General features: G+C 62.3%; 18 protein-coding genes and 2 tRNA genes. 3 read left to right on the forward strand and 17 right to left on the reverse strand.

Annotation, left to right across the window (positions count from 1 at the left end):
- Position 1: 1 nt before the first annotated feature.
- The 8 genes from pheT to uvrB all read right to left on the reverse strand — a co-directional run bounded on the left by pheT (position 2) and on the right by uvrB (position 8,914).
- Positions 2 to 2,371, reverse strand: a complete 2,370-nt coding sequence (gene pheT, locus VJR90_05320; GenBank protein HKV96895.1) for a phenylalanine--tRNA ligase subunit beta — start codon at positions 2,369 to 2,371, stop codon at positions 2 to 4.
- Positions 2,372 to 2,380: 9 nt separating this feature from the next.
- Complete coding sequence (gene pheS / locus VJR90_05325) at positions 2,381 to 3,385, reverse strand: phenylalanine--tRNA ligase subunit alpha (GenBank protein HKV96896.1); 1,005 nt, start codon at positions 3,383 to 3,385, stop codon at positions 2,381 to 2,383.
- A 115-nt stretch (positions 3,386 to 3,500) separates the two neighbouring features.
- Entirely contained in the window at positions 3,501 to 3,857 is a 357-nt protein-coding gene (gene rplT / locus VJR90_05330) for a 50S ribosomal protein L20 (protein ID HKV96897.1), read from the reverse strand.
- Between the two features lie 15 nt (positions 3,858 to 3,872).
- A complete protein-coding gene (gene rpmI / locus VJR90_05335) occupies positions 3,873 to 4,070 on the reverse strand; it encodes a 50S ribosomal protein L35 (protein ID HKV96898.1) in 198 nt (65 codons plus the stop codon).
- Between the two features lie 114 nt (positions 4,071 to 4,184).
- Positions 4,185 to 4,718 carry a translation initiation factor IF-3 gene (gene infC, locus VJR90_05340; GenBank protein ID HKV96899.1) on the reverse strand — a complete coding sequence of 178 codons (534 nt, stop codon included), beginning with the start codon at positions 4,716 to 4,718 and terminating at the stop codon, positions 4,185 to 4,187.
- A gap of 42 nt (positions 4,719 to 4,760) precedes the next feature.
- Entirely contained in the window at positions 4,761 to 6,683 is a 1,923-nt protein-coding gene (thrS, locus tag VJR90_05345; protein ID HKV96900.1) for a threonine--tRNA ligase, read from the reverse strand.
- Positions 6,684 to 6,759: 76 nt separating this feature from the next.
- Positions 6,760 to 6,836: transfer RNA gene (locus VJR90_05350), tRNA-Val, on the reverse strand.
- Between the two features lie 44 nt (positions 6,837 to 6,880).
- A complete protein-coding gene (gene uvrB / locus VJR90_05355; GenBank protein HKV96901.1) occupies positions 6,881 to 8,914 on the reverse strand; it encodes an excinuclease ABC subunit UvrB in 2,034 nt (677 codons plus the stop codon).
- 50 nt (positions 8,915 to 8,964) lie between these two features.
- On the opposite strand from uvrB, the gene VJR90_05360 reads away from it, so the two are divergent.
- The 3 genes from VJR90_05360 to VJR90_05370 all read left to right on the forward strand — a co-directional run bounded on the left by VJR90_05360 (position 8,965) and on the right by VJR90_05370 (position 11,295).
- Entirely contained in the window at positions 8,965 to 10,173 is a 1,209-nt protein-coding gene (locus tag VJR90_05360) for a pyridoxal phosphate-dependent aminotransferase (protein HKV96902.1), read from the forward strand.
- A 61-nt stretch (positions 10,174 to 10,234) separates the two neighbouring features.
- A tRNA-Asn gene (locus VJR90_05365) sits at positions 10,235 to 10,310 on the forward strand.
- A gap of 64 nt (positions 10,311 to 10,374) precedes the next feature.
- The gene (locus tag VJR90_05370; GenBank protein HKV96903.1) at positions 10,375 to 11,295 is read left to right on the forward strand and encodes a glycosyltransferase family 2 protein; all 921 of its coding nucleotides are present in this window, start codon (positions 10,375 to 10,377) and stop codon (positions 11,293 to 11,295) included.
- A gap of 3 nt (positions 11,296 to 11,298) precedes the next feature.
- On the opposite strand, the gene sugE is transcribed toward VJR90_05370, so the two are convergent.
- From sugE to hisC, 9 genes are all read right to left on the reverse strand, one after another.
- Entirely contained in the window at positions 11,299 to 11,616 is a 318-nt protein-coding gene (gene sugE / locus VJR90_05375; GenBank protein HKV96904.1) for a quaternary ammonium compound efflux SMR transporter SugE, read from the reverse strand.
- A gap of 38 nt (positions 11,617 to 11,654) precedes the next feature.
- On the reverse strand, positions 11,655 to 12,554 hold the full coding sequence (gene galU, locus VJR90_05380) for a UTP--glucose-1-phosphate uridylyltransferase GalU (GenBank protein ID HKV96905.1): 900 nt from the start codon (positions 12,552 to 12,554) through the stop codon (positions 11,655 to 11,657).
- Between the two features lie 49 nt (positions 12,555 to 12,603).
- Positions 12,604 to 13,806: a lipopolysaccharide assembly protein LapB gene (gene lapB, locus VJR90_05385; GenBank protein HKV96906.1), complete on the reverse strand. Its 1,203-nt coding sequence runs from the start codon at positions 13,804 to 13,806 to the stop codon at positions 12,604 to 12,606.
- Positions 13,796 to 14,089 (reverse strand): LapA family protein, encoded by a 294-nt coding sequence (locus VJR90_05390; GenBank protein HKV96907.1) that lies wholly within the window; start codon positions 14,087 to 14,089, stop codon positions 13,796 to 13,798. The genes lapB and VJR90_05390 overlap by 11 nt, the downstream gene beginning before the upstream one ends.
- A gap of 50 nt (positions 14,090 to 14,139) precedes the next feature.
- Positions 14,140 to 14,430, reverse strand: coding sequence for an integration host factor subunit beta (locus VJR90_05395; protein HKV96908.1), 291 nt, complete (start codon positions 14,428 to 14,430; stop codon positions 14,140 to 14,142).
- Between the two features lie 116 nt (positions 14,431 to 14,546).
- Positions 14,547 to 16,226, reverse strand: a complete 1,680-nt coding sequence (gene rpsA / locus VJR90_05400; GenBank protein ID HKV96909.1) for a 30S ribosomal protein S1 — start codon at positions 16,224 to 16,226, stop codon at positions 14,547 to 14,549.
- A 99-nt stretch (positions 16,227 to 16,325) separates the two neighbouring features.
- On the reverse strand, positions 16,326 to 17,039 hold the full coding sequence (cmk, locus tag VJR90_05405; GenBank protein ID HKV96910.1) for a (d)CMP kinase: 714 nt from the start codon (positions 17,037 to 17,039) through the stop codon (positions 16,326 to 16,328).
- Positions 17,036 to 18,379 carry a 3-phosphoshikimate 1-carboxyvinyltransferase gene (gene aroA, locus VJR90_05410; GenBank protein HKV96911.1) on the reverse strand — a complete coding sequence of 448 codons (1,344 nt, stop codon included), beginning with the start codon at positions 18,377 to 18,379 and terminating at the stop codon, positions 17,036 to 17,038. Before aroA ends, cmk begins: the two co-directional genes overlap by 4 nt.
- Positions 18,376 to 19,509: a histidinol-phosphate transaminase gene (gene hisC / locus VJR90_05415; protein ID HKV96912.1), complete on the reverse strand. Its 1,134-nt coding sequence runs from the start codon at positions 19,507 to 19,509 to the stop codon at positions 18,376 to 18,378. Before hisC ends, aroA begins: the two co-directional genes overlap by 4 nt.
- Positions 19,510 to 19,524: the final 15 nt, after the last annotated feature.

Here is a 19,524-nt window from a genome sequence, read left to right on the forward strand (position 1 = left end):
CTTAGTCTCTTATTGTTGCACCCAGTTTATCTTGCAGCTGCCGGACTACTTGCTTGACAGTCGCATCCGCAGCCTCGTCCGTTAGAGTGCGCGAAGAGTCTTGTAAAATCAAGCTCAAAGCCACACTTTTTCGTCCAGAATCTATGCCTGGTCCATGATATATGTCAAATATGTTAACTTCAATAGGTTGGGGCGCGACGGCCTCCCGCACCAGCCCCAAAATCGTGGCGGCGGGCACCCTTTCATCCACCACCACCGCCAAGTCCCGCGACAACGAAGGAAATGGGGATATGGGCGCGAGCTTCGGCAGACGCCCACTCAGCAATGGCCCTAGGCGCAGCTCAAACAGGAATACCGGCTGATCCAGCGTCAGTTCACGGAGCAGGATGGGATGTAACGCGCCCATCCAGCCCAGATCAACTCCGTTCAAGTGGAGCTTTGCCGACTGGCCGGGATGCAACGCCGGATGCAGTGCTGCACTGGCCCCCAGCCGCTCCGCGGCTTCGCTCGCCGCCAGCAGGGTCTCCACATCGCCCCGGAGGTCGGAAAGGTCGGCCGCGCGCTGCGGTAGTCCCCATTGGGCTGGATATTGGGAACCAGTTATCAATCCAGATAAGACATTTTCCTGTGTTATTTCATTATGTTGTTCGATAAATCTCATTCCACACTCGAAAACACGCACGCGCTCTTGTTGACGATTCAGGTTGTAACGCAGCGTCTGAACCAAGCCCGGCCACAGGCTGCAACGCATCTCAGTCATATCGGTGGTGATGGGATTGGCCAGTGCAATTCCCGGGCCGCCCGTAAGCCGTTGCTGCAGCAGTCCATCTACGAAGCTGTAGGTGATGACCTCCTGGTATCCGCGTCCGGTCAGTATGCCCCGCAGCCGGGCCAACGGCAGTTGCTCCTCCGGCAAGGGCAGCATGCGCTGGGTGGACGGGTAGGCAATGGCAGGTATGTGCTCATACCCGAACACCCGCCCCACCTCTTCCACCAAGTCTTCTTCCCTTTCAAGGTCGAAGCGGTGACTGGGCGCCCTCACCTCCCAAGTGCGCGCGCGCTTGCGTGTCCGGAATCCCAGGCGGCTCAGAATACGGCCCACTTCGCGATCGGGAACCTTGATACCCAGCAACTGCCTCAATTTCAGTTGCCGCAAAACCAGTTTGGCCGCCGCATTTGGCCTCCCCGTAACCCTGTTCACGGGGCCCGGCTCTCCACTCGCAATGTTCAAAAGCAGTCGCGTCGCACGCTCCAGCGCACGCGTCTGGCCCGTCGGATCCACACCGCGCGCAAAACGGTAGGCCGCATCGGTTTGCACACCCAGTTTGCGTTCACGACTGCTGATGATCTGGGGCGCGAAAAACGCGGCTTCCAGATAAATATCTCTGGTATCCGCCTGTACGCTCGACGCCGCGCCTCCCATGATCCCGCCCACGCCCAACGGGCGCGTGCTGTCGGCGACGACCAACATATCCGGCTCCAGAGTGTGCGTGTTCCCATCCAGAAGCTGCAGTGACTCGCCGGTCCTGGCCATGCGCACAACTATGCTTCCGGACACACGCTTCAAATCGTAGACATGCATGGGCTGACCCAGTTCCAGCATGACGTACTGGGTGACGTCCACCACGGGGTGCACACAGCGTAATCCGGCGCGGCGCAGTCGCTCGCGCATCCACAACGGGGTCACGGCATCGGTACGCAAACCACGAATGATCCGCCCGGAAAATACCGGACAAGCTTCCGGTGCTGCGAGGGTCACTGGCAGCGTGTCCTTGATCGTCGGCTTGACCGGCGCGCACTGCGGTAGATGCAAGTCCAGATCGAAGAGTGCGCCCAGCTCGCGCGCGATGCCAAGCACGCTCAGGCAGTCACCACGATTCGGCGTGATTTCCACTTCCAGAACTTTGTCGGCACCGCCCAGCACCTGGATCAACGGCTTCCCGACCGTCGAATCCACGGGTAATTCCACAAGGCCTGAATGATCATCCCCAATGCCCAGCTCGCGTGCGGAACACAGCATGCCCTGGGATTCCATTCCCCTCAGCCGGCTCACGTGAATCTCGGTGCCGTCCGGCAAGCGGGCACCGGGCAGAGCCACGGCGGCTTTCATGCCTGCGTGAACATTAGGCGCGCCGCAAACGATTTGCAGTTGTTTCCTGGCGCTGATGCGGACATCGCAAATGCTGAGTTTGTCCGCCTGAGGATGACGCGCGACCTTCAGCACCTCACCGACCACCACCTTGTCAATCGGCGGCAGCGCATCGGTGACGGACGAGATTTCAATTCCGGCCAACGTCAGACGCTCGGCAATCTCACCTGCCGTGGCCCGCGGGTTCACGAATTCACGCAGCCATTGTTCGCTGAGTTTCATGGCTGCGCCTCAGCGGAACTGGCGCAGGAAGCGCAGATCGTTTTCATAGTTCATGCGGATATCATTGATGCCGTAGCGCAGCATGCCCAGCCGTTCAATGCCCACGCCGAAGGCCCAACCGCTGTAGCGCCGGGTGTCGACGCGACAGGTTTCCAGCACGTTGGGGTGCACCAGCCCGCAGCCCAGCACCTCCAGCCAGCCGGTTTGCTTGCAGACGCGGCAGCCGGTGCCGTCGCAGAAAATACAGCTTATGTCGACTTCGGCTCCCGGCTCCACGAAAGGAAAATACGAGGGACGGAACCGCAACTTGAGATCATCCATTTCAAAGAAGCGTTGCAGGAAATCGGTGAGCGTGCCGCGCAGGTGCGCCATGCTCACGCCCTCGTCCACCAGCAGACCTTCGACCTGGTGGAACATGGGCGTATGCGTCACGTCGTAGTCGTGGCGGAACGTACGCCCGGGCGCGATCACGCGTAGCGGCGCGCCGTATTTGAGCAGCGCGCGGACCTGCACGGGTGAGGTGTGCGTGCGCAGCAGCAAAGGCCGGTCGCGCAGATAGAAGGTGTCCATCTCGGCGCGTGCCGGGTGCGCCGGCTTGAAATTCAACGCGTCGAAATTGTGGAATTCGTCCTCGATTTCCGGCCCTTCTTCCACGCGGAAGCCGAGGCTGGTAAAAAGCGCCTGCACGCGCTCCAGGATGCGGGTCACGGGATGCAGACCGCCGGGTGCCTGACCGCGCCCGGGCAGCGTCACATCCACGGCATGCGTGGTCAGTTCTGCCTCCAGGGCGCTTGCTTGCAGATCACCGCGGCGCGTCTCCAGAAGCTCGGCAATTGCCTGCTTGACCCGATTGACATGCTGACCCGCAGCCGGACGTTCCCCGGGCGGCAGGCGCCCCAGGGCTTTTAGCTGCTCGGTGATGACGCCCTTTTTTCCGAGGTAGTGCACGCGCACTTCGTCCAGCGCCGCAAGCGACCCGCTCGCGGCGGCGCGTGCGTGTGCTTCCTGGATCAGCTGATCGAGTTCAAGCACGGTTCTCGGTTCCCTGGTTCACAAACAACAGAGGGGAAAAACCTCGCGGCCTTTCCCCTCGCTGGTTCACCGGCGGCCGCTGCAGGCGGCGAACATGTCAGGCCAGACTTGCTTTGGCCTTTTCCACAAGCTTCGCAAAGCCCGCCTGATCACTGACGGCAATGTCCGCCAGCAATTTGCGATCGAGGCTGACCTGCGCACGCTTCAGTCCATGCATGAAGCGGCTGTAGGACAGGCCGTGGAGCCGTGCGGCGGCATTTATGCGCGCCACCCACAAAGCGCGAAATTCCCGTTTGCGCACGCGCCGGTCTCGGAAGGCGTATTGGCCCGCCTTCATGACCGCCTGTTTGGCGGCCCTGACAGTTTTGCGGCGTGCGTTGTAATAGCCCTTGGCGCGGCCCAGGGTTTTCTTGTGCTTGGCGCGGCTGGTGACCGAACGTTTTACGCGAGCCATGGCGATATTCCTCCTTTATGACCAGGGCAACATTTGCCGCACACGCCCGTGGTCCTGCGGCACCACGGCTGTACCGCCGCGCAACTGACGTTTGCGCTTCGGGCTCTTCTTGGTGAGGATGTGTCGCTTGTGCGAGTGTCCGCGCTTGTATTGGCCGCTGGCATTGGCGCGGAAGCGCTTGGCCGCGGCACGAACGGTCTTCAACTTTGGCATTGTCTGAACTCCTGAGTTTCACTTTATTAAGGTCTGGCCCCGCTGGCGCGGCGTTTGTGTTGCCAGACGGCGAGGCCACAATGGCCCCGCTTTTGCTTCAGTCTCTGACGAGACTTATTTCTTCTTGGGCGACAGCACCATAACCAGTTGCCGTCCCTCGAGTCTTGGATGTTGCTCTACCTGCGCGGCCTCGGTGAGATCACCGCGGATGCGCTCGATCAGGCCGGTGCCCAGCTCCTGGTGCAGCATTTCGCGGCCGCGGAACCGGATCGTGACCTTGGCCTTGTCGCCCTCCGCCAGGAAGCGCGTCAGATTTCGCAATTTGATCCGGTAATCGCCCTCGTCCGTCGTCGGCCGGAATTTAACTTCCTTGACCTGAATCTGCTTCTGCTTCTTGCGCGCGGTTTGCTGCTTCTTGTTGAGCTCAAAGAGGTATTTGCCAAAGTCCATCACCCGGCACACCGGGGGCTCAACCGCGGGCGACACCTCCACGAGATCCAATCCGGCCTGCTCCGCGTACTGTACGGCCTCGCGAGTGAGCATGATGCCGATCTGCTGGTTATCCGGGCCGATGACCCGGACCTTGGGTGCCGTGATCTCCCCGTTGCGCCGGGCGCGTTTTTCCGAACTGATTAGCCGACCCTCCAAAAATAAACCTGAACCCGCCTCATGTTGCTCCTGGGGCGGCGTTCAGGCCGACACTCCGCGGCTGGTGACCTCGCCGGCAAGCCGCCGGGCAAATTCCTCGATTTTGAGGCTGCCCAAGTCGTTGCCGGCGCGGGTGCGTACCGCCACGGAACCTGATTCCTGCTCCCGGTCGCCCGCCACCAGAAGGTAGGGGACGCGCTGGAGCGTGTGTTCGCGAATTTTAAGGCCGATCTTCTCGTTTCTCAAGTCGGCATCCACCCGAAGCCCCTGATTTTTCAGGATTTCGACGACGCGATGGACATATTCGTCCTGCCGGCTGGTGATGGTCAGTGCCACCGCCTGGACGGGGGCCAGCCAGGCCGGAAAACGCCCGGCATGATGCTCGATGAGAATGCCCAGGAAACGCTCCATGGAACCCACGATGGCGCGGTGCAGCATCACCGGCACGTGTCGGGCGCCGTCCTCGCCCACGTACTCGGCCCCGAGCCGTCCCGGCATGGAGAAGTCCACCTGCATGGTGCCCACCTGCCAGGAGCGGCCGATGGAATCCTTCATGTGATACTCGATTTTCGGTCCGTAGAAGGCCCCTTCGCCCGGCAATTCCTGCCACTCTACCTTGCAGACGTGCAGCGCCTGCCGGAGTGCCGCCTCGGCCTTGTCCCAGACCGCATCGGAACCGATGCGCTGGTTGGCGCCGGGACGCAGGGCGAGTTTCACCCCGATAGCGGCAAAACCGAAGTCGCCGTAAACGCGCATCGCCTGGCGGTGGAACGCCACCACTTCGCTCTCAATCTGGTCCTCGGCACAGAAGATGTGGCCATCGTCCTGCACGAAGCCGCGCACCCGCATCAATCCATGCAGCGCGCCGGAGGGCTCATTGCGGATGCAGGAGCCGAACTCGCCGTAGCGAATCGGCAATTCGCGGTAGCTGTGCAGCCCGTGTTTGTACACCAGCACGTGACCGGGACAATTCATCGGCTTGAGGGCGTAGTCGCGGTTTTCCGACGCGGTCACGAACATGCTCTCGCGGTAATTCTGCCAGTGGCCGGTCTTCTCCCACAGGTTCTTGTCGAGAATCTGCGGGCAACGGATTTCCTGGTAACCGCTGTCGCGGTACACAACGCGCAGATACTGCTCTACCACCTGCCAAATCGCCCAACCCTTGGCGTGCCAGAACACCATGCCGGGCGCTTCTTCCTGAGTGTGGAACAGATCCAGTTCGCGGCCGAGCCGCCGATGATCGCGTTTCTCGGCTTCCTCCAGCCGCGTGAGGTATTCCTGCAGCGATTTCTTGTCAGCCCAGGCGGTGCCATAAATACGTTGCAGCATTTCGTTCTTCGAATCGCCGCGCCAATAGGCGCCCGCGACTTTGGTCAGATGAAACGCCTTGAGGTGTCCGGTGGACGGCACATGCGGACCACGGCACAGGTCAATGAAATCACCCTGCCGATACAACGAAATTTCCTCGTTGACCGGAATGCTCGCGATAATTTCCGCCTTGTATTTTTCTCCCAGGCCGCGGAAGAATTTGACGGCCTCATCGCGTGGCATGGTACTGCGCTTTACCGGCTGATCCTGCGTGACCAGTTCCTGCATGCGTTTCTCGATGGCGGAGAGATCTTCTTCGGTGAATGGTCGCTCATAGGCGAAGTCGTAATAAAAACCGTCCTCGATCACCGGCCCGATGGTGACCTGGGCTTGCGGAAACAGCTGCTTCACCGCTTGCGCCAACAGATGTGCCGTGGAATGGCGGATGACTTCGAGCCCTTCCGGGTCGCGGTCGGTCACGATATTGAGCTTGGCGTCACGGCTGATGAGGTACGAGGTATCCACCAGCCTGCCGTCGACTTTGCCGGCGAGCGCCGCCTTGGCCAGACCTGGGCCGATGCTCGCGGCCACTTCAGCCACGCTCGCCGGATGATCGAACTTCTTTTGGGAACCGTCGGGGAGAGTAATAGCGGGCATTGTCGTCTTCCTTACAGTGGCGGCCGGTACCAAAGGCCGCGTGTTTCGGGTTGTATAAACTTTACAGTCTGGTATCTGGTAGGCGCGATTGGACTCGAACCAACGACCCCCACCATGTCAAGGTGGTGCTCTAACCAGCTGAGCTACGCGCCTGCAGGGCGCAAACGATACCGGAATGAGCTTGAACCGGCAAGATTTCAGCCGGTTTTGACCTCGGGCAGGCCCATGTCAATTTCCTGGATTTTGCGGATTTCATCCCGCAGGCGCGCCGCCTCCTCGAATTCCAGGTCGCGCGCGTGCTTGTGCATCTCCTGTTCAAGCTGTTTGATGAGCTTCAGGCGCTTCTCGGGCGTCATGACTTCATACTTGGCGCGATCTTCGGCAACCTTGAGGTAGGTCACCTTGCCGCCACGCGGTGCGGTGCTGCGTGCGCCTTCCATGATGTCCGCCACCGCCTTGCGGATTCCCTGGGGCGTGATGCCGTGCTGCTGGTTGTAGGCCATCTGCCTGTCGCGACGCCGGTTGGTTTCATCCATGGCGCGCTGCATGGAACCGGTGACCCGATCGGCATACAGGATCGCCTTGCCGTGCACGTTGCGCGCGGCGCGTCCGATGGTCTGGATCAGCGAACCTTCGGAACGCAGGAAGCCTTCCTTGTCCGCATCCAGAATCGCCACCAGCGACACTTCCGGGAGGTCCAGACCTTCGCGCAGCAGGTTGATTCCGACCAGCACGTCGAATACGCCAAGTCTCAAGTCGCGGATGATCTCGGTGCGCTCCACGGTTTCGATGTCCGAATGCAGATAGCGCACGCGCACTGCGTGTTCGGCAAAGTACTCGGTCAAATCTTCCGCCATGCGCTTGGTGAGGGTGGTCACGAGCACGCGCTCGTTCTGTGTGGCGCGCGCGCACACCTCGGAGAGCAGGTCATCTACCTGGGTGCGCGCGGCGCGCACTTCCACTTCCGGGTCCACCAATCCGGTGGGACGTACCACCTGCTCTACCGTTTGGTCGGAATGCTGCTTTTCGTAGGGACCGGGCGTGGCGGAGACAAAAATAATCTGCGGCGCGCGCGTTTCCCATTCCTCGAAGCGCAGCGGCCGGTTGTCGAGCGCCGAAGGCAGGCGGAATCCGTATTCCACCAGGGTTTCCTTGCGCGAACGATCGCCGCGATACATGCCGCCCAGCTGCGGGATGGTCACGTGGCTCTCGTCCACCACCAGCAGCGCGTCGGGCGGCAGGTAATCGAACAGCGTGGGTGGCGGTTCGCCGGGCTGCCGGCCCGAGAGATGCCGTGAATAGTTCTCGATGCCGCTGCAGTAACCCACCTCGGCCATCATCTCCAGATCGAAACGCGTGCGCTGTTCGAGCCGCTGCGCCTCGACCAGTTTGTTGAGCTGCCGCAGTTCAGCCAGCCGGATAGCCAATTCTTTCTTGATGTTCTCCACCGCATCCAGCACCTTGTTGCGCGGCGTGACATAGTGGCTCGAAGGATAGACCGTGTAACGCGGCAGGCTGTGGCTCAGGGCGCCGGTCAGCGGATCGAACATCCGCAGTGACTCGACTTCGTCGTCCAGCAGCTCGACGCGCAGCGCCTCACGCTCGGATTCCGCCGGGAAGATGTCAATGACTTCACCGCGCACGCGGTAGGTTCCGGGATTCAGCTCCAGCTCGTTGCGCGTGTATTGCATTTCCGCCAGTCGGCGCAGCATCTGGCGCTGCCCAATGCGCTCGCCGCGCGACAGGTGCAGCACCATGCTGAGATAGGATTCCGGATCACCCAGGCCGTAAATCGCCGAGACCGTGGCCACGATCACCGTATCGTGGCGCTCGAGCAGGGCCTTGGTGGCCGACAGGCGCATCTGCTCGATGTGCTCGTTGATGGAGGCGTCCTTCTCTATATAAGTGTCGCTGGACGGCACGTAGGCCTCCGGCTGGTAATAGTCGTAATACGAAACGAAGTACTCCACCGCGTTGTGCGGGAAGAACGACTTGAACTCACCGTAGAGCTGGGCGGCCAGCGTCTTGTTGGGCGCCAGCACCAGCGTCGGCCGCTGTGTGTTCTGAATCACGCTGGCGACCGAGAAGGTCTTGCCCGAACCGGTCACGCCGAGCAGGGTCTGGCGTGCCAGACCGTCGCGCAACCCGCCCGTCAACCTGGCAATGGCCTCGCCCTGGTCACCGGCCGGCGAAAACTCGGCCGTCAGCTGGAATTTCATATCGTCGTGCATTGGCAATTTCCCGGATGCTTATTTAAGATGATAGCGCCGTGCCGGATTCCATGGAGATTCCCGTGACTACTGCCTTGCTTGCGGAGCGTGTGCAGCGCCTGCAGCCTTCGCCCACGCTGGCCGTAACCGCGCGCGCCGCCGAACTCAGGGCTCAAGGCCGCGACATCATCGGCCTGGGTGCGGGCGAACCGGATTTCGACACGCCCGAGCATATAAAGGAAGCTGCGATCCGCGCCATCCGCGCGGGCCAGACCAAGTACACGGCGGTCGGAGGCACGCCCGCTCTGAAGCGCGCGGTCATCGAAAAGTTCCGCCGCGAAAACGGTCTCGACTACAAGCCGGATCAGATCCTGGTGTCCTGCGGCGGAAAGCAGAGTTTCTTCAATCTTTGCCAGGCACTGCTGAATCCCGGCGATGAAGCGGTCATTCCGGCGCCCTACTGGGTCAGCTACCCGGAAATGGTGGCGCTCGCCGCCGCCATCCCGATCATGCCCTATGCGGGTGCGGAACAGCACTACAAGCTCAAACCGGAACAGCTGGAACGCGCCATCACAAAACGTACCCGCCTGCTGGTGATCAACAGCCCGTCGAATCCCACCGGCATGGCCTATAGCCGCACGGAACTCGAAGCCTTCGGCGCGGTGCTGCGCCGCCACCCGCAGGTGTTCATCGCCACCGATGATATGTACGAGCACTGCCAATGGCGTGGTGGACCATTCTGCAACATTGTCATGGCCTGCCCCGATCTTTACATGCGCACGCTGGTGCTCAACGGAGTATCCAAGAGCTACGCCATGACCGGCTGGCGCATCGGCTACGCCGGCGGCCCCGCATGGCTCATCAATGCCATGACCGACGTGCAGTCCCAGAGCACTTCGAATCCCGCGTCCATCTCACAGGCCGCCGCGGAAGCCGCGCTCAGCGGCGACCAGTCTTGCGTGAGCCGCATGTGCCGCGCCTATGAGGAACGGCATGCCTTCGTATACGGGAAACTGCATTCCCTGCCGGGCGTGCGCGTGTTGCCGGCGGACGGCACCTTCTATGCTTTCCCGGATTTGTCCGCAGTGATTTCCAGGCTCAAGCTCGCCGACGACAATGCACTGGCCGAGCGCCTGCTGAACGACGCCGGCATAGCATTGGTCGCCGGCAGTGCCTTTGGCGCTCCCGGTCACTTGCGCCTGTCGTTCGCCACCAGCATGCAGAATCTTGAAGCGGCTTTGGAGCGATTCCAGGATTTCCTGCATCAAACGGGTGTGTGACGCGCCTCGGCGTTGACCCTCCGGAAGCGCTTCATTACCATATGCGCCCTTCCGCCACTGTTCCCCGGTAGCTCAGTTGGTAGAGCGACGGACTGTTAATCCGTTGGTCGCTGGTTCGAGTCCGGCCCGGGGAGCCAATTTCTGCACCCTCCCGCATTTCGCGATTTCACGCACTGGCCGCAACCTGGCGTCCAAATTCCCATGACAGCGCACACCAAAATCGCGGTAGTCGTGCTGAATTACAATTCCGCCGCCCATACCCTGCGCTGCATCGAATCCCTGCGTCGGCATACGGCCGCAACTGCAGACGTGACTGTCGTCGTCGTCGACAACAATTCCGCTCCTGCCGACCGCGAGCAATTGGCAGCCATCCCGCGAGGCACAGTTACCTGCGTGTGGTCCGAATGCAATCTCGGTTTCGCGGGCGGCATGATGCTGGGGGCGCGTTCGGTGCCGGCCGACTATTACTTGTTCCTGAACAACGATTGCGAATTCCTGAATGACGTGCTTTCCATCCTCACGGCGTTCATGGAAACGCATGCGGATGCCGCGCTCTGCGGCGCCAGCATGTTCGATGCCGATGACCAGCCGCGCTCCAGCTTTGGGTATTTTCCATCGCTGGCGCTGGCCTTTTTCGGTGCCAGCGTGCTGCGCCGGTTTCAGCCGCGGCGCTATCCCAGCCGCCGCCAGCCGTATCGCACACCGCTGCCGGTCCCCGTGGTCACCGGTGCCGCCATGTTCGTGCGCGCAACAGTACTTTGGCAGCTGGGCGGTCTGGATGCCGGCTATTTCCTGTATTGCGAGGAAGAGGACTTCGCCTGGCGCATCCATCAGGCCGGCCGCAAGGTGTACCACATGCCGCAGGCCAGGATACGCCACATTGGCGGCGCGAGTTCCAAACAGCCGGAGCTGCAGCTTGCGTTGCAGCGGGAGTATTACATCAGCCTGTTTCGATATCTGCGTACACTTCACGGCGCAGCGTATGCGTTTGTTTTTCGCCTGCTGGTGGCCGCCAAGATCCTGAGGCGTGTGCTTGCCGGCCGGGCGCCGTTCGGCTTGCTGGGTTTCGTGTTACGCGGTGCAGCGGAGAGCCGCAGCCTGCGCTACCGTCAAAATCAATAGCAACTATTCCCCGACCAGCTTCAACCCGATGATCCCGACGAGTATGAGCGCGACGCAGACCAGTCGCAGCGCGCTGTGCGAATCTCCGAACAGCAGGATGCCCAGCAACACGGCGCCCACGGTGCCGATTCCGGTCCACACCGCGTAGGCGGTGCCGATCGGCAGGCTGCGCGCGGCCAGACCGAGCAGGCCCATGCTGGCAATCATGGCGACGGCGGTAAGCATGGAAGGCGTCCAGCGCGTAAAGCCGGCGCTGTACTTGAGCCCGATGGCCCAGGCCACTTCGAACAGGCCCGCCATGATCAGCAATACCCAAGCCACAGGCCTGCTCAATTCCATGGCTGCGTTCTCCGGTGCATTCAGGACTGGTTGCGGTCCAGCTTGCCGCTGAGCGTGCGCAGATAATCCCGGAACGTTTCCCCGAGATCGGCGTGCTTCAGTCCATATTCGACCGTAGCGCGCAGATATCCGAGCTTGTTGCCGCAATCGTAACGCACGCCTTCGAACTCGCAGGCGTACGCGGATTCTTTGGCCAGCAGTGCCTGAATGGCATCCGTCAACTGGAGCTCACCGCCCGTACCCTTGCCGATGTGCTTCAGGCACTCGAAGATTCCCGGCGTCAGCAAATAGCGGCCCACCACTCCCAGCGTGGAGGGTGCCTGTGCGGGCACCGGCTTTTCCACGATGCCGCGGATTTCATGCAGCCGCGGCTCCATGGTCCGGGGCGTGATGATGCCGTAACGGTTGGTTTCGCTGCGCGCCACCTGCTCCACACCCACGACACTGCCCGGGTGACGCATATATACATCGCGCATCTGCTGCAAGGCGGAACGGCGCGCGCCGTCAATCAGGTCGTCGGCCAGCACCACGAAGAAGGGTTCATTGCCGATCACGGGTTCGGCGCACAGCACCGCGTGGCCCAGGCCCAGGGCTTCGGCCTGCCGGATGTACACGCAGGTCACGCTCGCTGGCACAATGTTTTGCACCAGTTTCAGTTGTGCCTGCTTGCCGCGCTGCGCCATTTCGGTTTCCAGTTCATAGGCACGATCGAAATGATCGGAAATCGCGCGTTTGGTGCGGCTGGTGACGAATACCAGCACTTCGGCGCCGGCCGCGACGGCTTCTTCCACCGCGTACTGGATCAGCGGCTTGTCCACGATCGGCAGCATTTCCTTGGGACTGGCTTTGGTGGCCGGCAGGAAGCGCGTGCCCAGACCGGCCACGGGGAATACGGCTTTGCGGATGGTGGTGGGTTTCATGCTGGAACGTTCCTTATGATGCGTGCGGCGCGGCCAAGGCCAGCGTTGCTCAGGTAAGACCCGCGGCGCCTGCGGCGCTAAACGTAATTTCGTGGAACGGCATGGTGCGGTTCCAGGTTTTGCAGCCCGGGCATTGCCAATACAGGGTTTTGCTGCGGAATCCGCATTCCTCGCAGCGGTAACGCGGACCGTTGATCAGCAGCTTGCGCACGGCGAGCTGCAGGGGTTCGAGATCGCGCACCGGATTCACGCCCTGCTGCTGGCCAAACGCGGTAAACATGTCATACAGCCCGCGCAGGCTGGGTTCGCTGCGCAGGTAATCCGCCACGCAACCGCGTGACACCGGATCGTCCAGTTCCGGATCCATGATGGCGGCAATCGCAAGATAACCCGGTGCTTTGGGATTGTCGCGCCGCAGCTTTTCGGTCACGGCCTGCACCGACGCCTGATCATCGAGCTGGCGAGTGACGCGCGCCAGCGCCGGCAATACCTCGGTGGCATAACGAATCTCGTGCTCCAGTACCTGACCGTAGTGCTGGCGACTGCGTTCCCATTGCTGCTCGGTTTCGGCGATCTGCGCCAGCAGCAGGTGCGCACGCACGCAGTCTGGATCATGTGACTGTGCGCGCTTCAGCAGGCGCCGCGCCAGCGACAAGTCTTTCGCGGACAGCGCGGTTTGTGCCATTTCGCAGTAGTACTGGGCGATGGTCTCCTCCTGCGCAGCGCCGCTCAGCGTCTGCAGGCGCCGGCGCATGGCGATGGCCTGCTCCCAATCCTTTTGCTGTTCGTAAAGCGAGATCAGGCTGCGCAGTGCGGATTCCGTATAGCCCGGGACGTCGAGAAGCTCCAGCAACAGGCTTTCCGCGCGATCCAGCAGGCCGGCACGCAGATAGTCCTGCGCCAGCTCGAACAAGGCCTGCGCGCGATGTTCCCGATTGAGGTTGGGCCGCGCAATCAGGTTCTGGTGGATGCGGATGGCGCGGTCCACTTCGCCGCGTCTGCGGAACAGGCTGCCGAGCGCAAAATGCGTCTCCACGGTATCGGAGTCCACCTCGGCCACGCGAATGAAGACTTCCAGCGCCTTGTCCGGCTGCTCATTCAACAGGTAATTCAGTCCCCTGAAGTATTCGGCGCTCACGAACTTGAAGTGTGACGCGCGCTTGCCGCCGCGCCCCCAATGCGCCAGCAGCCAGCCGAGCACGGCTGCTGCAATCAGCAGCAGCACGCTGACCACCACCGAGTCAGTGATCATGTTTGAGTGGCAGGTTGCGCAGGTTGCGGATTTCCGCCTCCGCATCGCGCACCGAGCGCTTCAGCCGCCAGGCTTCCCGTTTGAGACGGAAAATGACCAGCAAGCTGCTCAGGATTCCCAGCAGCCAGCCGATGATCGCCGCCGCGAGCAGCGCCGAGGACAAGTGCACATGCAGGCGACCGGCGAGGTAATCCAGGGTCACGGTCGAGCCGTTGGCGTAGGCCAGCAGCAAGGCGAGCGCAAACACACACAGCAAGATGATGACGGCGATCCAACGCAGCATGACGGCCAGCTCCGATTACCTCTGGCGACGATGGTCCCCGCGCATGCGTATCAGCCCGCGAGGCTTTCGTTCACCCGGTCGCGCAGATCCTTGCCGGGTTTGAAGTGCGGGACATGCTTGCCGGGCAGGGCCACGGAATCACCGGTCTTGGGGTTGCGGCCCATGCGCGGTGGGCGGAAATGCAGGGAGAAACTGCCAAATCCGCGGATCTCGATACGCCGGCCGGTGGACAGTGCCGCACTCATATGCTCGAGAATGGTCTTGACCGCGAGCTCGATGTCCTTGCTCGCAAGGTGGCTCTGCTTGCGGGCGATGATCTCGATGAGTTCCGATTTGGTCATGGCTCAATCATCCGCGCTGGCACGACTCGCTTCATGTACTGCCCCACCCCAATATTGCAGGATTCACCGGTGCTGCGGCGCCCGCTCCCGGTTACCGCATGCGCACTTGCCTGCGCTTACTCAGCCTTGTCTCCGCCAATATGCTCCTTGAGCAGATCACCGAGGGTCGTGGTGCTGGAGGCGGAATTGCGCGCGTAATCCTCCAGCGCCTGAGCTTCTTCCTCGATCTCCCGGGCTTTCACCGACAGGCTGATGCTGCGGTTCTTGCGATCCACACCCACGAAGCGCGTTTCCACTTCATCGCCCTCTTTGAGCACGGTGCGTGCGTCTTCCACCCGGTCGCGTGACAGCTCGGATGCGCGCAAATAGCCCTCGATGCCGTTGCCCAGATCCACCACCGCACCCTTGGCGTCCACGCTCGTGACCTTGCCCTTGACCATGCTGCCCTTGGGATGATCTGCGAGAAAGTTCGAGAACGGATCCTTCTGCAGTTGCTTGACGCCGAGCGAAATGCGTTCGCGTTGCGCGTCCACGGCCAGTACCACGGCTTCCACCTCGTCACCCTTCTTGTAATTGCGCACCGCTTCTTCGCCGGGCGTGTCCCAAGCGATGTCCGAGAGGTGCACCAGGCCGTCGATGCCGCCTTCCAGGCCCACAAAGATGCCGAAGTCGGTAATGGATTTGATCTTGCCGCGGATACGATCGCCCTTGTTGTGATTGGTGGCGAATTCCTCCCAGGGATTCGGCTTGCACTGCTTCATGCCGAGCGAGATGCGGCGGCGCTCCTCGTCGATCTCAAGCACCATGACCTCGACTTCGTCACCCACCTGCACGACCTTGGCCGGATTCACATTCTTGTTGGTCCAGTCCATTTCCGATACGTGCACCAGGCCTTCCACGCCCGGCTCGACCTCCACGAAACAGCCGTAATCGGCGAGGTTGGTGACCTTGCCGAACAGCCGCGTGCTGGTCGGATAGCGGCGCGTGATGTCCACCCATGGATCGTCGCCCAGCTGCTTGAGGCCGAGTGACACGCGATTGCGCTCGCGGTCGAACTTGAGCACCTTGACCTCGAGTTCCTGACCCACGCTGACCACTTCGGAAGGATGCTTGACCCGCTTCCAAGCCATGTCCGTGATGTGCAGCAGGCCGTCAATTCCGCCCAAGTCCACGAAGGCGCCGTACTCGGTCAGGTTCTTGACGATGCCCTTGACCACCGCGCCTTCCTGCAGGTTATCGAGCAGCTGATCGCGCTCCGCGCTGTATTCCTGCTCGACCACGGCGCGGCGCGACACCACCACGTTGTTGCGGCGCTGGTCCAGCTTGATGACCTTGAATTCCAGTTCCTTGCCTTCGAGATACACCGGATCACGCACCGGGCGCACATCCACGAGCGAGCCCGGCAGGAACGCCCGTACCGAGTCCACCTCGACGGTGAATCCGCCCTTGACCTTGCCGCTGATGAACCCCTTGACGATTGCGCCCGAGGTAAAGGCTTCTTCGAGCCGCGACCAGGAGCGTGCGCGTTTGGCCTTTTCGCGCGACAGCCGGGTTTCGCCGTAGCCGTCTTCGACGGCGTCCAGCGCGACCTCCACGTCGTCGCCGACGGCGATTTCGAGTTCGCCGCTCTCGTTCCTGAATTGTTCGGCCGGGATAACGCCTTCGGATTTGAGGCCGGCGTTGACGATGACGACATCGGGCCGGATTTCCATGACGCGGGCCTTGAGTATGGCCCCGTTGCGCATCTGTTGCTGTTTGATGCTTTGTTCGAAAAGTTCCGCGAAAGACTCGGTCATTGTAGGTTGAATCCTGTACATCCCCGTTACCGGGGGCCTGGGTTGCCGCAGTTCCGTCCCGGAATCATGCGGGTTGAATGGACAAGGGAGCGGTGCGTCCTACCCGCCCTGCCGTCTACCCGCCGCCGCCTCGCCGTACCGCCGCCGGGCCCGATCCAGAACCTGATTCACCACCGCCTCCACCGGCATGCCGGTGGTATCCAGTACCACGGCGTCGGGTGCAGGCCGTAGCGGGGAAACGGACCGGTTGCGGTCACGTTCATCCCGGGCGATCAGGTCCCTGAAAAGGGCCGGTAAGGTAGCATCTAATCCTTTTTGTTTCAACTGGTTATAGCGTCTTTGGGCGCGTTCCTCGATGCTCGCGGTGAGGAAGATTTTGAGACCGGCGTCCGGAAAAATGGCCGTACCCATGTCGCGGCCGTCAGCCACCAGCCCGGGTGCGCGGCGAAAGCCGCGTTGCACGCTCACCAGCCCGTGGCGCACCTGCGGGATGACCGCGAGCTCGGACGCTCGCTTGCCGCTCTCCTCGCTGCGCACCACCGCGGTCACGTCGCGGCCATCCAGCAGGATTTGCTCGTCACCTGCCGGCGTGCGCGTGAACGTCACGTGCAACTCGCGCGCCAGCTCTTCAAGGCGCGCGGGTGCGTCGGACGAAACACCCGCCTGCTGTGCCACGTGCGCCAGAATCCGGTAGAGCGCGCCGCTGTCCAGCAGATTCCAGCCAAGTGCTTCCGCGGCCAGGCTTGCGACCGTTCCCTTGCCCGAGCCGCTCGGCCCGTCAATGGCGATGACCGGCGGCAGAACGGTGCTCATCCGGTTCCTGCAACGCGCAACTGCATTCCCGCTCCGCGCGCCGTGTCCGCAAACCCGGGGAACGAAGTATCCACGTTGCGGCAATCGCGTATGCGCACGGGTTGGGTTGCGCGCAGCGCCGCCATCGCAAAGGCCATGGCGATGCGGTGGTCGCCAAAACTGTCAATCTCACCGCCGCGGAACTGATCGACGCCGGTGATCTGCATGCCGTCGGGGAAAATTTCAACCGGTACTCCCAGAGTGCGCAGGCCAGCGGCCATCGCCGCCAGCCGGTCGCTTTCCTTGACGCGCAGTTCCGCCGCGCCCTGCAAGCGGGTCTGGCCGTGCGCCACTGCCGCCGCCACCAGCAGTACCGGTAACTCATCAATCGCCAATGGCACGTCAGCTGCTGCGATTTCAATGCCGTGCAGCTCGCCACCCTGCACTTCTATGTCGGCCGCCGGTTCGGCGCCCGATAGCGGCAGTGTGCGCACGTGGATATCGGCGCCCATGCGTTGCAGCAATCTCAGCACGCCAGCGCGTGTCGGGTTGATGCCCACCCCTTCGACGGCAAGATGCGCACCCGGACTGATCGCCGCGCCCACGAGGAAAAACGCCGCCGACGACAGGTCACCGGGCACGCTGATGTCCGCTGCGTGCAGCACGCTGCCACCCGCCACACCCAGCCAGTCGCCGTCGCGCAGTACCCGGCACCCCAGGGCTTGCAACATGCGTTCGGTGTGATCGCGGCTCTCGGCCGGTTCCTGCACCCAGGTTTCGCCTGTGGCCTGCAAGCCTGCGAGCAATATCGCCGACTTTACCTGTGCGCTTGCCACCGGCAGTTTGTAGCGCAGGGATTTGAGCGGCCGGCAACCGTGCACGGTCAGCGGTGCGTGACCCCCGGTGTTTTCAAAGCGTGCGCCCATGAGCGTGAGCGGCTCGATGACGCGCTGCATCGGCCGGCGGCGCAGCGACTCATCTCCGTCGAGCGTCGCGGCGAACGGCTGGCCGGCGAGCACGCCGCTCAGCAAGCGCATGCTGGTAGCGGAATTGCCGCAGTCCAGGGTGCGCGCAGGCATCCGCAGGCCCTCCACGCCCACGCCTTGTATCCGGACGTGGCCGGTGCGCGCATGGTCAATCGGTACGCCAAGCGTACGCAGCGCCTTCAGCGTGGCCAGACAATCCTGGCTTTCCAGAAAATTCGAAATCCGGGTCTCATCCTGCGCGAGCGCGCCGAGCAGCAGTGCGCGGTGGGATATGGATTTGTCGCCCGGAACCCGGATGCGACCCCGCACGGAGCCGCCCGGCTGCAGCAGAAAATCGCAGCGCCCTGCGGATGGCAGGACCGTCGCGGAGCTCACGCGGCAAGCACCTGCTCAAGCGCCAGCAACAGGCGGTCGTTTTGTTCCGGCAAACCGATGGTAATGCGCAGATGATGCGGCAGTCCGTAGTTGCCCAGCGGTCGCACGATGATGCCCTTGTGCAGCAAGGCGTCGTAAATGGGCCGCACCGGCCGGCCGAAATCCACGCTCAGGAAATTGCCGATCGATGGAATCCACTTCAACCCCAGTTCGCGCAGCCCCACCTGCAGCTGCTCGTGGCCGGCATGGTTCAGTTCCGCGCTGCGCCGCACATGCGCCTCGTCGCCGAGCGCCGCCAACGCGCCCCGTTGGGCCAGATTGCTGGCATTGAACACCAGGCGCATGCGATTCAACAGCTCGGCCACGCGCGCATGCGCCAGCGCGTATCCGCAGCGCAGCCCGGCCAGGCCGTAAATTTTCGAGAACGTGCGGGTAACGATCAGATTGGGAAATTCGGATAGCCACAGGGTGCAGTCTGGATAGTCGCCTTGCGCGACGTATTCGGCGTACGCCTCGTCCACCACTACCAGCACGCGCGCCGGTACGCGTGTCAGGAAGGCGTGCAGCGCGCGCCGCTCGAGCCAGGTCCCGGTCGGATTATTGGGATTGGCGATGAATACCACGCGCGTGTCGGCGTTGACCTGCGCCTGCAGCTTGTCGAGATCGTGGCCGTAGGGCGCGGTGGGATGCTCAGGCGCATTGGCTTCCGCGATGCGGCCCGCGGCCCCGACTGCCTGGGTGACGATGGGATATACGGCAAACGCATAGCGGGAAAACACCGCGTTCGTGCCGGGCTGCAGGAAGACGCGCGCGATGAGTTCCAGCACCTGTTCGGAGCCGTTGCCGACGGTGATACAGGCCGGCTCGACATGAAACTTTGTGGCCAGTGCCCGGCGCAGTTCATACGCCTGGGCATCGGGGTAAATTGCCATTCCGCCGAGCGTGGCACGCACCGCGGCCAATGCCTTGGGACTCGGTCCGAGCGGATTTTCATTCGACGCGAGCTTGATGACATCGCGCACCCCGAATTCGCGCTGCAGCTCGCTCACGGGCTTGCCGGGCTCATAGGGCTTGAGCGCCTTGACGCCGGGCGCGCAGATGTCCATGAGATCAAAACTGAAATCAGTCATGGGCTCATCCCCGGC

This window comes from Gammaproteobacteria bacterium (assembly GCA_035279405.1).
Classification (GTDB): domain Bacteria; phylum Pseudomonadota; class Gammaproteobacteria; order Natronospirales; family REEB76; genus REEB76.

Bases quoted from the DNA above. Each gene is read 5' to 3' on its own strand.
- pheT (HKV96895.1), bottom strand. From the start codon at position 2,371: ATGAAACTCAGCGAACAATGGCTGCGTGAATTCGTGAACCCGCGGGCC.
- rplT (HKV96897.1), bottom strand. From the start codon at position 3,857: ATGGCTCGCGTAAAACGTTCGGTCACCAGCCGCGCCAAGCACAAGAAA.
- rpmI (HKV96898.1), bottom strand. From the start codon at position 4,070: ATGCCAAAGTTGAAGACCGTTCGTGCCGCGGCCAAGCGCTTCCGCGCC.
- thrS (HKV96900.1), bottom strand. From the start codon at position 6,683: ATGCCCGCTATTACTCTCCCCGACGGTTCCCAAAAGAAGTTCGATCAT.
- uvrB (HKV96901.1), bottom strand. From the start codon at position 8,914: ATGCACGACGATATGAAATTCCAGCTGACGGCCGAGTTTTCGCCGGCC.
- VJR90_05360 (HKV96902.1), top strand. From the start codon at position 8,965: ATGGAGATTCCCGTGACTACTGCCTTGCTTGCGGAGCGTGTGCAGCGC.
- VJR90_05370 (HKV96903.1), top strand. From the start codon at position 10,375: ATGACAGCGCACACCAAAATCGCGGTAGTCGTGCTGAATTACAATTCC.
- galU (HKV96905.1), bottom strand. From the start codon at position 12,554: ATGAAACCCACCACCATCCGCAAAGCCGTATTCCCCGTGGCCGGTCTG.
- lapB (HKV96906.1), bottom strand. From the start codon at position 13,806: ATGATCACTGACTCGGTGGTGGTCAGCGTGCTGCTGCTGATTGCAGCA.
- VJR90_05390 (HKV96907.1), bottom strand. From the start codon at position 14,089: ATGCTGCGTTGGATCGCCGTCATCATCTTGCTGTGTGTGTTTGCGCTC.
- VJR90_05395 (HKV96908.1), bottom strand. From the start codon at position 14,430: ATGACCAAATCGGAACTCATCGAGATCATCGCCCGCAAGCAGAGCCAC.
- rpsA (HKV96909.1), bottom strand. From the start codon at position 16,226: ATGACCGAGTCTTTCGCGGAACTTTTCGAACAAAGCATCAAACAGCAA.
- cmk (HKV96910.1), bottom strand. From the start codon at position 17,039: ATGAGCACCGTTCTGCCGCCGGTCATCGCCATTGACGGGCCGAGCGGC.
- hisC (HKV96912.1), bottom strand. From the start codon at position 19,509: ATGACTGATTTCAGTTTTGATCTCATGGACATCTGCGCGCCCGGCGTC.